The sequence below is a fragment of the Paenibacillus sp. D2_2 genome, from assembly GCF_031199965.1.
Taxonomy (GTDB): Bacteria; Bacillota; Bacilli; order Paenibacillales; family Paenibacillaceae; genus Fontibacillus.
On the sequence record NZ_CP133605.1, the window covers coordinates 1493029 to 1508061 of the forward strand.

Below are 15033 nucleotides of genomic sequence, written 5' to 3' on the forward strand. Positions count from 1 at the left end.
TTTGTGTTTAAAAAGACCAGTTTTCAGCACCGAAGCTTATGCTTTCGATGTGCGTTTCTTCGAAACGCTTCAGTTGAATGAAGCTAGGGTCTGAGGAGCGGAGCTACACGTTTTCGTAGAAAACGACTTCGAAAGCATATGCTTGTAGTTGGTACGTGAGCACCGGAAGACCCGGCTGAGTTCAAGATTCAATGTCGAATAGCTTCATGATTTACTTCGTGATCAAAAGTGGACTTTTTAAACTACCTATGATAGTTCCATATTATTATATTTAGTTTCAATTATATTATATATAATGCGGAAAGTAATGACGTTACAATTGAAATATAATTATATTTCTGGATAAAGGATGTGGCTTGCAGTGATCAATAATAAGCTTCCGAAGATATGGTATGGCGGAGATTATAATCCTGAACAGTGGGACCCGGAGACCTGGAAAGAGGACGAGCGTATGTTCAAGCTCGCGGGGATCGATGTGGCTACGATCAACGTGTTCTCCTGGGCGATGCTTCAACCGGACGAAGTGACCTATGATTTCTCAGTTCTGGATGCAACGATGGACCGCTTGTACAAGAGCGGAGGATATGCTTGTCTGGCAACGAGTACCGCAGCTCACCCGGCATGGATGGCCAAAAAATATTCGGATGTAACAAGAGTCGATGCACATGGGAGAAAGCGCAGATTCGGAGGACGCCATAACTCTTGTCCGAATTCGCCTACTTATCGTAAATATGCGGCACTCATGGCCGGAAAGTTGGCCGAGCGCTATAAAGATCATCCGGCGCTGTTAGTTTGGCATGTATCCAATGAATACGGCGGTTACTGCTATTGTGATAACTGTGCAAAAGCTTTCCGTGTCTGGCTTAAGGAGCGCTATAGTACAATTGATAATTTGAACCGTGCTTGGAACACGCGCTTCTGGGGACACACTTTCTATGATTGGGATGAAGTTGTGCCTCCGAATGAGCTGAGCGAGGAGTGGGATGGAAATCGGACGAACTTCCAAGGAATTTCACTGGATTACCGCCGTTTCCAATCGGATAGCCTGCTGGAAGCCTATAAGTTAGAGTATGAGGAAATCAAGAAATATACACCGGACGTTCCTGTAACTACGAACCTGATGGGATTGTATCCTGAACTCGATTATTTTAAATGGGCCGAGTACCTCAATGTCGTCTCTTGGGATAACTATCCTGCTCTTGATACTCCAGTTAGTTACACGGCGATGACGCATGACTTGATGCGTGGACTGAAGAGTGGCCAGCCTTTCATGCTGATGGAGCAGACACCGAGTCAGCAGAACTGGCAGGCGTACAACTCGTTGAAGCGACCGGGCGTAATGCGTCTATGGAGCTACCAGGCTGTTGCACATGGTGCTGATACCGTCATGTTCTTCCAGTTGCGCCGCTCGATTGGAGCCTGCGAGAAATACCATGGAGCAGTCATCGAGCATGTCGGTCATGAGCATACCCGCGTCTTCCGTGAGTGTGCTGAGCTTGGTCAGGAATTGCAGGTATTATCTGATAAGCTGCTTGATTCAAGGGCTCATGCCAAGGTAGCGATTCTGTTCGATTGGGAGAACCGCTGGGCTGTCGGGTTGTCTAGTGGGCCGACGGTCGCTCTAGATTACGTGAAGGAAGTCCATAAGTATTATGATGCTCTTTTCAAGATGAATATTGAAGTAGACATGGCTGGTGTTCATGAGGATCTGAGCAAGTATGATATCGTGATTGCCCCAGTGATGTATATGGTGAAGGATGGCTTTGCGAAGAAAATGGAGGATTACGTAGCTGCCGGAGGCACTTTCGTAACAACCTTCTTCAGTGGGATCGTTAACGAGAATGATCTGGTTACGCTTGGTGGTTATCCGGGAGAATTGCGTTCCGTGCTTGGCATTTGGGCAGAGGAGATCGATGCCTTGTTCCCAGATCAGCACAATCAGATCGTGATGAAGCAGGCTTGGGGTGAGCTGCAGGGAGAGTATGAATGCGGCTTGCTCTGCGATTTGATCCATTCGGAGGGGGCCGAGGTGCTAGCCGAATATGGTTCGGATTTCTACCAAGGTATGCCGGTTCTGACCGTAAACCGTTATGGCAAGGGCAAGGCTTATTATGTAGCCAGCAGTCCGGAAGCAGCTTTTCTTGATGGGTTCCTAGCTAATCTGTGCGCGGAGAAGGGAATTGAGCCACTTCTGAATGCACCGGCTGGAGTTGAGACTACCCGACGTGTGAAGGATGGTAACTCCTATCTATTCTTATTGAATCACAATGCATCTGATGTTGAGGTTGATCTTGGATCAATAGAAGCTGTTGATCTTCTTACGACAGAGCGTGTGAGTGGCAAGATTGTCGTTCCAGGCCGAGGGGTCAAGATCTTGGAGCACCGTTGATAACTTTATTACTTAATCCAATCGTTATGAACAAAACATATTGAAAAATCCATAAGAAAGCAGTATTATCCGTATACACCGATAAGCCACTCGACATCCTGCGAGTGGCTTAATCTATATGGGGAGGAATAGAGTTGCAGAATGCAATAAGAAGAACTCTGGCACAAACTGAACTTGAACAAGCCATAAATACAACATTCGCAGGCGCCAAAAGCATCGTCCATACAGAAGAATTGACAGATGGAATGTATAATACTGCCTATACTTTAACCTTGAGTGATGGAATGAAGGTTGTTCTTAAAGTTGCTCCCGATCCTTCGATCAAGTCGATGCGCTATGAAAAAGGAATGATGCGGAGTGAGGTAGAGGTGCTCCGTCTTTTAAGGGACCAAGGCGGTATTCCGGTTCCAGAAGTGTATTACTATACCGGAGATCAGACCAATCTGGAATATTTTGTTATGGAGTATATGTCCGGTGAGCCTTACGTTAAAGTGAAGAAATCACTGCCTCAGGAAGAGAGAGGCGATCGAAGCTGAACTGGGCCGTCTAAATCGTTTGATTAACGACATTGAGGGTGAACGATTCGGCTACTATGCTCTACAAGAGCAGCAAGGAATGAACTGGCAGGTTGTGATAGAGCCATGTTCGATGGAATTCTAGCGGACGCCCGTGATGCCGGAGTGGTCTTGCCCATGACAGAGGAAGAGATCTGGTCATTGCTTGATCAAGCGCAGGACAGTTTAGCAGAAGTTAAGACGCCTTGTCTGGTACATTGGGACTTGTGGGATGGTAATGTTTTTGTCCAGGACGGACGTATTACAGGCTTGATCGATTGTGAGCGTGCACTCTGGGGCGATTATTTGCTGGAATATAATTTTCGAGCAGTGTCGGGCCAATCTGCAGATTTCTTACGTGGCTATGGCATAGAGCAATTGACCCCATCCGAGAAGACTCGGAATCAAATTTATGAGTTGTATTTAGTCCTCATTCTACATATTGAATGTGCTTACCGGAAATACGATGATAAGAGGCATATCGAGTGGGTTGCAAATCTTTTGCAGAAGACATGGGATGGATTGGATAGGAGCGAAGACAAGTAGGCACACTCGAGCCGCCGCGATATATCATTATTTCCACGACAGTTCAAATACAAAAAAAAGCTGACGTCAGCAATTTCGTGACGCCAGCTTTTTGTATATTACATTTAGCCAATTTTATAGGATTACCAGATACTCACGCGATTCTTAGGAGCGACGTACATCGCATCTTTCTCGGTTACTTCATAGGCTTTGTAGAATTCTGGGAAGTTTGAGACCGTGCGGTTCACACGTACTTTGTTGGCAGAATGTGTGTCGACGGTAGACATATAAGCAGCGATTTCTTTGTTCATTGTAGTACGCCAGATTGTTGCATAGCCTTCGAAATAAGCTTTGTAATCCGGATTCTCCATTTTGGACAACACTTGAAGCGAAGCTGCCATACCGCCAAGGTCGGCGATATTTTCACTTACGGTCAGTTTGCCGTTATTATAAACGCCGGGAACGACTTCAACTCCATCGTAGTAGGCGATGACTTGCTCGCATTTTTCTTGGAATTTCTTATAATCTTCTGGCGTCCACCAATTGACTGCATTTCCGTTCTCATCATAGGCAGAGCCAAGATTATCAAAAGCATGGCTGATCTCATGCGCAATAACCATGCCGATCGCACCCAGATTTGTCTCATGCTTGGCCTTTAAGTCATAGAATGGAGCCTGCAAAATTCCTGCCGGGAACACAATTTCGTTGTTCAAAGGGTTGTAATAAGCATTTACGTCGTAGACGCTCATCATCCAGCTATTCTTGTCAACAGGCTTGCCGAGTGAAGCAACTGCACGTGCTTTATTAGCTTTGGAGATAGCAACTATATTTTCGAACAACGATCCGCCATCCTCATAGGATTTAATCGTTACGTTATTCAGCGAGTCGTCCCATTTATCCGGATAACCGATTTTGATTGTCATTTTATCTAGCTTCTTGATGGCTTTGGCTTTGGTTGTCTCGGACATCCAGTCCAGGGCCTGAATCCGTTCTTTATAAACCTCAATAAACTGCTTGACCATTTGCTCGACATCTTGTTTGGCTTCTTTGCTGAAGTAACGTTCTGCGAACTCCTGGCTGAGATAATCGCTCATGACCCCTTGGGTGATCATCAGGGCGATTTCGTCATTTGTTTTCTCACCTTCGACACCAAACATTTCAGACTGGAACTCTTGGCTGATTTTAATGAAGTCGTCTGATAACATGCTTCCTGCACTGATTAATAATAATGCTTTGGTATAGGTTTTGAGCGTGTCCAGATTCTTGTCGTTTAAAATTTCAGCTGTTTTATTAACCAATCCAATGTCGGTTACAATTACTTTATCCGTGTTGTCGAGGTGAAGCTCCTTCATCATTTTAGCCATATCAAATGACTTGAACAGTGCCACAAATTTGTCTTTGGAATAAGGATTGTAAAAGTTAGTTACGTTTCCTTGATCCTGAATGTCCATGGTCGCTGCAGCCAACTCTTTTTCGAAGGAGTACATTGCTTCAGCCTGCGTTTTTGCGGATTTCTCATCTACACCGGACAACTTGAACAATTTCGTTAAATACGTAGTATATACGTTCTTGGTTCGTTCATCTCCGGAGACATAGCTGTTCTTATCGAGAACGGTGCCTAGGCCCGAGAAATATAAAGTGTTGACATTGCTGTCCTTGGCATCTCCCATAACGGCAAAAGAAAGCAGGGAACCGTTCGACATAGCACTTTCCATTTCTAAAGTTGTATCGAGTAATTGTTGAATGGAAGAAGCTTTATCAATGGCAGCCAAATAAGGAGCGATCGGCTTGATTCCCTGTTGGTTACGATGCTCTACATCGAGAGTGGTTTTGTAGAAATCGGCGATTTTCTGCTCCATGGATCCAGGTTGCTGCGGTTTCTTCACGATTTCATCAATGATTGCTTTGACTCGCTCCTCGTTCACGCTTGCCAGTTCATTAAATACGCCGTTGGTCATTTCCCCAGACGGGATCGTGGATTTATTAAGCCAGGATTTATTCACGAATTCATAATAATCATCGCGTGGATTCGATCCTTTGAGGGCCATCAATCGTTTTGTTAAAGTGCTTAATTGCTCCATAGTGATGTGGTCGGAGGCTCCAAGCTTTCCGCCCGGATAACCATTAATGATGCCCGTTGCTGTTAGTTTGGCGATTTCATCCTCTGCCCATTTTGGGATGTCGGTGAACTCAGCAGAGTTGTTGGAAATACGCAGATCATTCCCTTTTGGCTCTGGCAGTTCTGAGAACGCACGACTTAGCATAATTAAGGCTTCGATTCTGGATACGTCCTGATTTTCCTTCGCATTTCCTTTGCCGTAGCCTTTCAGAATATCTTCCTTCTTGACACCAGGGTTGTAATCATCGGCGGCATTCAATAGATAATTCACAACTTCTCCCGTGTTACATTAGGCTCTGCCGCTTGGGCTAGTCCGGCTGGAAGTGTGCTTAATAAAATGGATGAAGATAGTAGTACTGCTGCAAGTTTTTTCACGTTTTCTCCTCCTGGAAGTAATGGAATTATGTAATTTGAGTACATACGCAGACAGGGCATGAGTACCTGTATGGTAGTATTCTCATTATTGTTAACGGAATAGAAGCTTGAAGGTTTATAAAAAATCGAAAATAATCATGGAATTTTGGAAATGTTCTGAAAATAGTGTGGATATAGCAGTAAAAGTTGGAAGGATGGAAACCCTCTTTGCTGCAAAAAAACTGCTCATGATAGTTTGTTTAGACCATGCAGAGTTTTTGTAATTGATATCCTATAAGGCAAATATTGTATAATTAAATACTTATTGATAGAATTAATGTAATATAAATCCTTTTAATCCTCGTATAACCATCACGTTTCAACCTACTTTCCTTTGCAGCATGTGAAACCAGAACATATGGAGTAATTAGTGAGTGTACGGGAGGTGTCTTTCTATTCAAAAGATAGATCTTGATCGACTCGACAATTTGGCTAGAGTAGTGGAGCATCTGCGACAGACCATAGAGCAGGAAATTAGCGGAATGACCAAAGATGTGAATCGTCTGCTCCAAAATACAGAAGCGAATTATTCCGAGTATTATGTGCGCACCGCCACTCAAGAAGCCGCAAGCCGGGTTCGCGAGATCGAAATCCTGGCTAGGCAACTTGATGAGCAGTTGAGAGAGAAGGTAAGCGGTCTGAAATATGCTGCGAACCAATACGCAGATACTGACAATCAAGTGGAAAAATTAGCTCAAACTCAGCCGTCCTCGTTCATGTTCGATCATAAATCCCCGCTTCTTTCCGAGCAGTGGGCTGATATTACAGGAAATCGTTTGTATGGTCCTGCGAAGTCCACTACTTCAGAGCCGCCTGCATTCCCCAATATATTCGAACAACTTCAAGCATTTCAGCGCCAAGGAATTATTGATCGTTTATCTCCCTTTCAAGAAGATCCACGAATTGCTGCTCTTCTGCAAACAATGCAGAACCAAGATGCCTTTGCCCAGAAACTGGCCCAATCAGAATTAACTAAAATCGCTGAGGCATTTACAGAAATCGCCCGCAGTCAGAAGGCTTACGTTGTTTATAAGGCATATGGTCAGGGTGAATATATGGAAGCGGCACATCAATACGCCGAAGCCCAGCGGAAAAAGCTCGAAGAAATGGGCGTCTCGGACGATTGGTATAGGGAAGGAATCGACCTGGCGGATTTTTATCAAGGTGGATTTCTGGAGGCTTGTAGGTACAATCCCTTAAAGAATGATCGATCACTATTACTAGATGATGGAGAGATAAGGGCCCTTCTGGAGGAAGGTATGTGGGGAGCGAAGAATCTGGCTGAGCTCCGTCAGAAATATGACGAACTGGAGGCAAAGGTACTTCGCCGCTTACAGCTTGAGCAGCAGATTAACGAATATAATCAATTAGTTGCTGAGGAAGACATCCGAAAGATGCAGCAACTTCTGAAGGATATGAATTTGTATCACGGAGAAATTACCGGGAAGTATGATCAAGAGTTGCTAGTTGCTGTAGCAGGATATCAGTATATCGCGAATAACTACAGTACGATGTTCGCCGTATGGCGCGAATTAAGCAGGTATCATGATGGTAAGGAATTTGAAGTAGATGGATTGATTACAAAAGAGTTGCTGGAACTGGCGAATTCGGAAAGAGGGTTGGGATACTGGAATGATCCTAATGTAAAATCCAGTGGATTAGGCGTGGCGATGACATCTGTCGGTGTCGGCGATGGTATCATCAGTCAGATTTGGGATGAGGGAAGCGAGCTTCTGAAGCAGGTCTGGTCCGTAAATCCGACCAATCCGAAGTTCTGGACAGAGACACTACCGGGATATTATGATTTAGCCAAGGCGATCACAAATGGGGATATTACCCTGGAAGATATTAAGGAAGTGCTGAAGGAAGGAGCCGCAGAAGAGTTCGTCGTTCCATTCCAGGATATCTGGGATTTACAGGGGAAAGTACTTAGTGGAAAAGCAAGTTATGAAGAGAGCCAGCGGTATGGACGTGCCTTGGTGAAAGCTTTTCTGGCGCTGACACTAGTAGAAGGCGCAGTTAAGTCAGGTGTTAAGATATCTGGAAAACTGAGCAAGCAACTCTCTGAGCTTCTGCCTAAGCTGAATGGTGGAGCGTTGGCGGTTACTGAGAATGGAGCTAGACTTCGGATTCCTGATCGGTACTACACCGATTCACCTGAGCTACCCAAGAATGACATTCAGCGGAATTTTATTGAGTTCCAGAAGGAGCAGGAGCTTAGGAAAATTGAGGGGACGGGTCAACTTAGAGACTTGTCTGGCATTCTAGACCGCGTTAAAGAGCTACGGTCTCAGTTGCCTAGTAAGTTGAAAAAATCAGGAAACTTTGGCTACGCAGAAGTTGATGTTCAAGGGATTAATAAGAAGGAGTTTTTCGCTCATAGTTCTGTAAATGAAGCTACGGATAAGGGTGGACTGCCGGATATTTCTTTGAAGCCTCAGGGGGAGCCAATATTTAATGCTAAAAAGGTTGACCCTGATAACGCAAGAATTGATACACCTGAAGCATATTTAAGAGACTATGACACTGAATACAAAATTCTAAATGATATTGCATCTCAACTTGCAGGCAACAAAAATGCAAAAGGTACAATTAATCTGTTTACTGAACGTCTTACTTGTCAAAGTTGCTCTGATGTAATAATGGCTTTTAGAAGAGAATTCCCAAACATTACAGTAAACGTACTTACAAACGATGGGAAGGTAGTAAAATAGGCAGGGGGGAACATTATGCAAGAATGGGAATATAACGAGCTAATTGAATATGTCGATGAGGTATTCAGTAATTCAATTAATGATGGATTGGATGCACTGCAAGCTGGAGGAAGATGCATGTATGAGTTTGCGAATGTAATAGAAGAGGGAGCGACCGAAAAGACTATATTTTATATTAGTTTAGCTCGTCTTCAAATAAACAACGGGGTACTATCCGTCCGAATATATGAAGAAGTGGGAAATATTATTAAAACTTTTGATGTTGATAACTTTGTTGATGAGCTAGGGTTAGATGATGCTAAGGATTTGGGTTTGCGTATCGATTCACTGAAAACAGAGATGCAGAATGCTAAGGTTATTGGTTGAATATCGTTCATAATAGGCATACTTTCATTCATTTCTATCAAGCTTAATTTGCCACCGTCACGCATCACGCACCGTCCAATATGCGGGAGGGAGATATCGAAGCCAAGCAAATTAAAACTATTATTGCCCCTGCATAGATAGTGTCCTAAATCGAGAATGGCATCCAAATAGTGCGTCGGAATGCGGGGATATAGTCAAATCCATTCGGGAGTTACCGTTAATATGTCTTGTTATTCATGGATATTCCGATGTGACAAATTCAAGATTCAAGAATTGCCCTATGCTTCTGTATGTCTGGTGTGGTTCCTGCCTGAAGAGTATCTAACCTATAAGGGAAGACAACACCATCCCCCGCGTCATCCTGAGTGTCTTGGAACAATTAAGAAAAGAATTTCCTGATTACACTTTTGAGGCATTGTTTGGGGGGAAAGTAATGTCAATTAGTGCTATGGTTTTAGAGGCAAAGGATGAATTTGAAAAGAAGTTTTTCATTCCTGTTTCTGCTGAGTCTTTCTTTCAAGAATGTTGGGAGCCAGCAATTGAAGAATTAGGGTTAAAATGGACTAAAGTATTTTCTGTCGGGATCGATTTAATTGAAGAAGATTTTCCATTTGTTTTAGAAGAATTATCAAAAATAAAAGAATGGGCGAAGGAGAACTTACCTGAGGAAAAGAGGATAAAAATTATTGAAAGAATCGAATTGATTGAGACAGAAGTGCCCATCGCTTTTACTCATCGAGATGGATTAGTAATTTTTATTGGGTAGTATTTCTGAGATGCTGCTTTACAACTCCAACAACAAGATCGTACAGTACAACCAACGAACCAAACATGAAACATTTCAAACACTCAATAAACTTTCAAAGCTCGTTCCACTCATTTTATGAGTAGGAACGAGCTCTTTTTTTGCAGCTAGAACTTAAAGATGCAAAGACAGCGGCGGTGAAAGTGATGCAGGATTTGGTTGGAAGTACAGCTGTTGCGCATCGCTTAACCTATTTGAAATTTGGGGAGTTCTCCTTATTCTAGGTCTAAAAAACCTTGTTAGATTATGGCATATAATTTATGATATTTCGTAAAGGAGGAATATTCCGCCTAAAATAGAATATAAAGAGGAATATTCCGCAATTATTATGGGAGGTGATGCTTGTAAGAAATATTCAGCAAAAATGAGAATTGTAGACGAGATAAGTTATATAAGAGGGAGTGCTTGGGAAGCTGTTTTTTCATGAACAATATGGGGAGGTACGAAATGAGATTAAAGAATACGCTATCTTTCATCTTATGTTTTGCTCTCATCTTTTCAGGAATGACGTTGGGTGGTGTGTCGGCCAATGAAGCCATCACAGCAAAAGCTGCAAATGGCAACACCATCAGCATTACAGCAGTGAATCGAGCCATCGGAGCTGCAGATGAAATGATTTTGTTTACAAGGGAAAACAGTAGTAAGTTCACAGATTCGAACGCTTACGCGGCTGCAGCAGTGGTGGACTATCATGAAGGTACTTACAGTGTTACGGACGTTACTTATCGTGAAGGTGCTGTACAAATACCGACGAATGGCTTTGTACTGTTTGGTCACGGATCGAGTGAACAGTGGATTAAAGACAATATGAGTCCGGGGGACCCGGTTGAGATTGTTGGCTACACGCTACCCGAACCGCTGGTCGGAGGTCCACAGCTCATCACAGAGCAGGGCATCATACCGATCGACGTTGTAGATGAGGATCAACCGATCAACACCATCGCGGTCTATACACGCCATTATGGTGAGATGACAAGGCCGTTCTCTGAAGATACCGTTCAATATATCATCACTAATGATGTAGTGGTTGTGAAAAGTACCTATGATAATCATGGCCAAAGTGGAACCTACATTCCTGGGAACGGTTATGTCATTTCGGCTTCTGGCAACGCTGCGTCATCCTTGAATTTGGTGGTGGGGCAGTCCGTACAAGCGATTAACGTAGATATTCCTATTCTACCTAGCAAGTATTTGAAAGTGAATGGTAACGCGGTAGGTATCGATAAAATAAATGGACCGCGTGGAACGGGAGAAGTGGTGTTGTACCAGCCTACTTATGGCGCAACCACTAATCAGAATGCTTGGGGAATGGAGCTTACAGTTGTTGGAAATAAGGTGACCAACATTGTGGCAATTGCAAACGACCCCAACACAGGGGGCTATCTTGATAACAATTCCTCCATTCCAGCGGATGGATATGTGCTGTCGATTCAAGCGTCAAGTCCATACTATGGTCAACTAGCGGGCAAAGTGAGTATCGGTACAGAGGTTGAGCTCGTGACGGATAGTTTAATTTACCAAGCGGCTAGAACCTCATTTGATGCATTTAATCCGAAAGTAAAAGAAGATAATCCCGGAGGCTGGGACAATGTCGGCAATGTGCCTTATCCAGGCTTTCGTGGATCGGATCAGTTGATCGTCTATGATCGTAATTATGGCGAGGAGACTGGCACAAACCCATGGGGCAATGAAGTCATTGTTAATGCGGACGGATATGTGACGAACAATGGCGGGAACAACAGTAAAATTCCTGAAGGTGGCTATGTATTATCCGGTCATGGGGTTAAAAACGCATGGTTAAAGAACAACGCACTGGTCGGAGCCAAATTGAGTCTGGATTTTGCTAAAAAGAAGTGTTGGTTATTTTTACGCCGGAATCTTACTTAGATAAAGCATCGATAAGTATCAATAGTGCAGAGAAGGGGCTCCAGTTATCCAAGAATCAATTTTTGGATGTGCCTTATGCCGATATTGAACAGAAGATTATAGAAGCGAAGGGCGTTTATGAGCTGGCTAAACAACGCTTAAATGAAAGCGGTACCAATGGGTTGATGGATTTACTGAATGATTTGGATCAGAAAGTGACGGAAGCAAGTTACATGAATTTTGAGTCTCCGAAAGTACAGACTCGAGGTCTCTGGATGAGGCCGAAGGAAAAGAACCTGGAGCAGGTTCGAGATCATTTGAAGAAAATCAAAGAGACCGGTATCAATGCCATCTATCTGGAAACGTGGTGGAATGGATATACGACTTGGCCAACGTCTTTGCCAGATACTGAATTAAATCCTTTGTATGAAGGCTTTGATGTACTTGGAGCATTCATTGATGAAGGCAAGAAACAGGGGATTGAAATTCATGCCTGGGTGGAGAACTTCTTTGCCGGAGGTCCGGTTGTGGCGAATCATCCCGATTGGCGTATGATCAGCAGAAAAGGTATTGATTATGAAGAGGGCAGTAACAATGCCAAGTGGTATTGGCTTAATCCAGCGCTCCCGCAAGCTAGAGATTTCGTTTCATCTGTATACAACGAACTCGTCACGAAGTATGACATTGCTTCACTGCATTTGGATTATGCGAGGTATCCAGGGTCTGGAGATTACACGAATGACTTTGGTTACGACACGTATACCCGCAATTTGTTCAGCGAGAAATATGGCGTTGACCCGCTTGACCTTCATCCAGGAGATAGCCACTGGGATGAATGGCTACAATTCCGTGCGGACATTATCAATTCCTGGGTCGTTCGGGTAGTTGACGAAGCGCATCAAATCAAACCAAAGCTACAAATCACAACTGCGGTATGGCCGAATTATGAGGAAGCACCGAAATCGCACGCGCAAGAAGCAAAATATTGGTTAGATCATAATTTAATAGATCACTTGTTCCATATGTCATATGCACCGGGTTCGGAATTAACGGTAGCTGACTTGAAAAACTCGATGGCATTAGCAGGGGACAATGCATTCGTCTCATCGGGTCTAGACACGTTCCAAGGCAATCCTACATCGACTGTTGTGGATCAAATTACCGAAGCAACAAAGAATGATGGAGCTGGAGCCGCATTATTTGAATTCGAAGGACTATTTAATTATAAGTATGACAAGGTGCTGAAGATCGGGGTGTATCGTAATCAAGCCATTTTGCCTGAATATGATACGACCAAGCCTCTAGCGACCGTGATGGAAGAAATGATCCGTAAAATTAATGAGATTTACGTTCCTTTCCAAGGGATGAGCAGACAAGAAGGTGATACTCTTATCCACAAAATTCAACCGGTAGTGCAAGCGTTGAATACGAATGCAGATATGAGAGCCGATACAGCAACAATCGCTAAGCAACAGATCGAAGCCCTAAGAAGCGAACTTAAGGCCAACAGCTCGATTAATCCCGAAGTGAAGAACCGAATGACACTTGACCTGGATTATGGGCTCAAAATGGTCAACATCTATTTCTCCAAAGCTGCATCGAAAGCGCAATTGAGCACACTGACGGTAAACAAGGGGAAGCTGAACCCTTCCTTCAACCCGTCGATCTATACCTATCAGGTTGATGTAGATAATACTGTTACTACATTGAACATTATGGCGAGTGCAAGCAACAAGACAGCAAAGATGTTTGTTGACGGTAAGAACTACGCGAATGACTCGGCGATTCCTGTGCAGCTCAAGGTTGGATTGAATTCGGTGATCCTTCAGGTGATGTCTGAAGACGGTTTGACGATAAATTATAATCTGTCGATATACCGTGCCTCTAAGGGAGAACCAGGGGGTAGCAGTGGAAATAGCAATGGAGGCGGTGACAGTGGCGGTGGTAATATCACAACACCTCCTCAAGAAAAAGAGGAACCTTCGACGAATGTGAAGCTCGACAGCAGTGCGTTAACGCTTAAGTCGGAAAAGAAACCAAACGGACAAACGATGCTGACTGCAGTAGTGAGCGCGGATGAATTGAATAAAGCTTTCCAAAGGTTAAAGGGAAGCAAAGAGTCGTCCGGTTCTGTCACGATTGAATTGCTGGGTGAAGATGATATCCAACAAGTTGCCATTCCAGCACAATCGCTCATCGATGCGTTGACGATCGTACCTAACGCAACCATAGTAATCCAGGGAAATCACGCCGTCTTTGAATTGCCGGTATCATTAACTAATTTGTCCGCGTACATCAAAGAGCTTGGGGCGGATGCCAAGGATGCGTTTCTTTATGTCACGATTGAACAAGTGAAAGGTAAAGAATTAGAACAAATACGAAGTCAAGCTGAACGGGAAAACGCCACACTTGTAGATGATCGGGTGATTGATTTCTCTGTTCGAGTCGAGGCGAATGGGAAAATGAGAACCTTCTCGAATTTTGGAAGTGAGTATTTGAAGCGCAATATCATTCTGGATCAATCTATACCGTCGGATACGGCAACAGCGATTTATATCGATCCGAGTACAGGTAGGTTCTCCTTCGTACCTTCCATATTTACGACACAAGGCGGTCAGACGGTCGTGATGATGAAACGGAATGGTAACAGTAAATACGCCGTGATTCAATCTTCTAGTACATTCAAGGATTTGAAGAATCATTGGGCAAAATCTGATATTGAGTTGCTTGCATCCAAGCGTATTATCGAAGGATTGAGCGTGGACCAATTTGCTCCAGATCAAAAGGTTACACGTGCTGAATTCGTAAGCCTACTGGTTCGTTCGTTAGGCTTGAATTCGGACACTAGCATCACGAAGTTTCATGATGTGTCTAACTCAGATTGGTTCGCTGGCGCCGTAGGTGCTGCGGTAAATGCGGGTATCGCAAAAGGCAATGAGGATGGTTCCTTCAGGCCTCATGATTCCATTACGAGAGAGCAGATGGCAGTCATGATTAGCAGAGCACTATCTTTTGCCGGCAAATCAGTGCAAGCCCCTACTCCGCTTGACGTGACCGTCTATCATGACGAGGGATCGATTAGCGTCTGGGCGCAATCAGCAGTTGCGGAGGCACTTGATGCAGGTATTTTGAAAGGGGTAACAAGTACGACGTTTGAACCGAATATTCATACATCACGTGCACAAGCAGCCGTGGCTGTGAAGCGTATGCTGCAATATTTAGGCTTTATCAATTCCTAATGAATTCACGGGTGCCAGATATCAATTTGGCACCCCGAATTT

General features: G+C 43.9%; 10 protein-coding genes. 9 read left to right on the forward strand and 1 reads right to left on the reverse strand.

The features are described from left to right. The first annotated feature begins 361 nt into the window (after positions 1-361). The 3 genes from RE628_RS07430 (at position 362) to RE628_RS07440 (ending at position 3489) form a co-directional block, all read left to right on the forward strand. A complete protein-coding gene (locus tag RE628_RS07430; RefSeq protein ID WP_309158174.1) occupies positions 362-2389 on the forward strand; it encodes a beta-galactosidase in 2028 nt (675 codons plus the stop codon). A gap of 134 nt (positions 2390-2523) precedes the next feature. Beyond that, positions 2524-2925, forward strand: coding sequence for a phosphotransferase family protein (locus tag RE628_RS07435; protein ID WP_309158175.1), 402 nt, complete (start codon positions 2524-2526; stop codon positions 2923-2925). Between the two features lie 105 nt (positions 2926-3030). After that, positions 3031-3489 (forward strand): phosphotransferase family protein, encoded by a 459-nt coding sequence (locus tag RE628_RS07440; RefSeq protein ID WP_309158176.1) that lies wholly within the window; start codon positions 3031-3033, stop codon positions 3487-3489. Between the two features lie 122 nt (positions 3490-3611). On the opposite strand, the gene RE628_RS07445 is transcribed toward RE628_RS07440, so the two are convergent. Next, entirely contained in the window at positions 3612-5858 is a 2247-nt protein-coding gene (locus RE628_RS07445; protein WP_309158177.1) for a M13-type metalloendopeptidase, read from the reverse strand. Between the two features lie 571 nt (positions 5859-6429). On the opposite strand from RE628_RS07445, the gene RE628_RS07450 reads away from it, so the two are divergent. The 6 genes from RE628_RS07450 to RE628_RS07475 all read left to right on the forward strand — a co-directional run bounded on the left by RE628_RS07450 (position 6430) and on the right by RE628_RS07475 (position 14991). Next, entirely contained in the window at positions 6430-8715 is a 2286-nt protein-coding gene (locus tag RE628_RS07450; protein ID WP_309158178.1) for a deaminase domain-containing protein, read from the forward strand. Positions 8716-8730: 15 nt separating this feature from the next. Continuing rightward, positions 8731-9081, forward strand: coding sequence for an Imm3 family immunity protein (locus RE628_RS07455; protein WP_309158179.1), 351 nt, complete (start codon positions 8731-8733; stop codon positions 9079-9081). A 370-nt stretch (positions 9082-9451) separates the two neighbouring features. Continuing rightward, entirely contained in the window at positions 9452-9847 is a 396-nt protein-coding gene (locus RE628_RS07460; protein WP_309158180.1) for a hypothetical protein, read from the forward strand. Between the two features lie 140 nt (positions 9848-9987). After that, positions 9988-10110 carry a hypothetical protein gene (locus tag RE628_RS07465; protein ID WP_309158181.1) on the forward strand — a complete coding sequence of 41 codons (123 nt, stop codon included), beginning with the start codon at positions 9988-9990 and terminating at the stop codon, positions 10108-10110. A gap of 223 nt (positions 10111-10333) precedes the next feature. Then, positions 10334-11773, forward strand: coding sequence for a hypothetical protein (locus RE628_RS07470; protein ID WP_309158182.1), 1440 nt, complete (start codon positions 10334-10336; stop codon positions 11771-11773). After that, positions 11740-14991: an S-layer homology domain-containing protein gene (locus RE628_RS07475; protein ID WP_309158183.1), complete on the forward strand. Its 3252-nt coding sequence runs from the start codon at positions 11740-11742 to the stop codon at positions 14989-14991. Before RE628_RS07470 ends, RE628_RS07475 begins: the two co-directional genes overlap by 34 nt. The last annotated feature ends 42 nt before the right edge of the window (positions 14992-15033 follow it).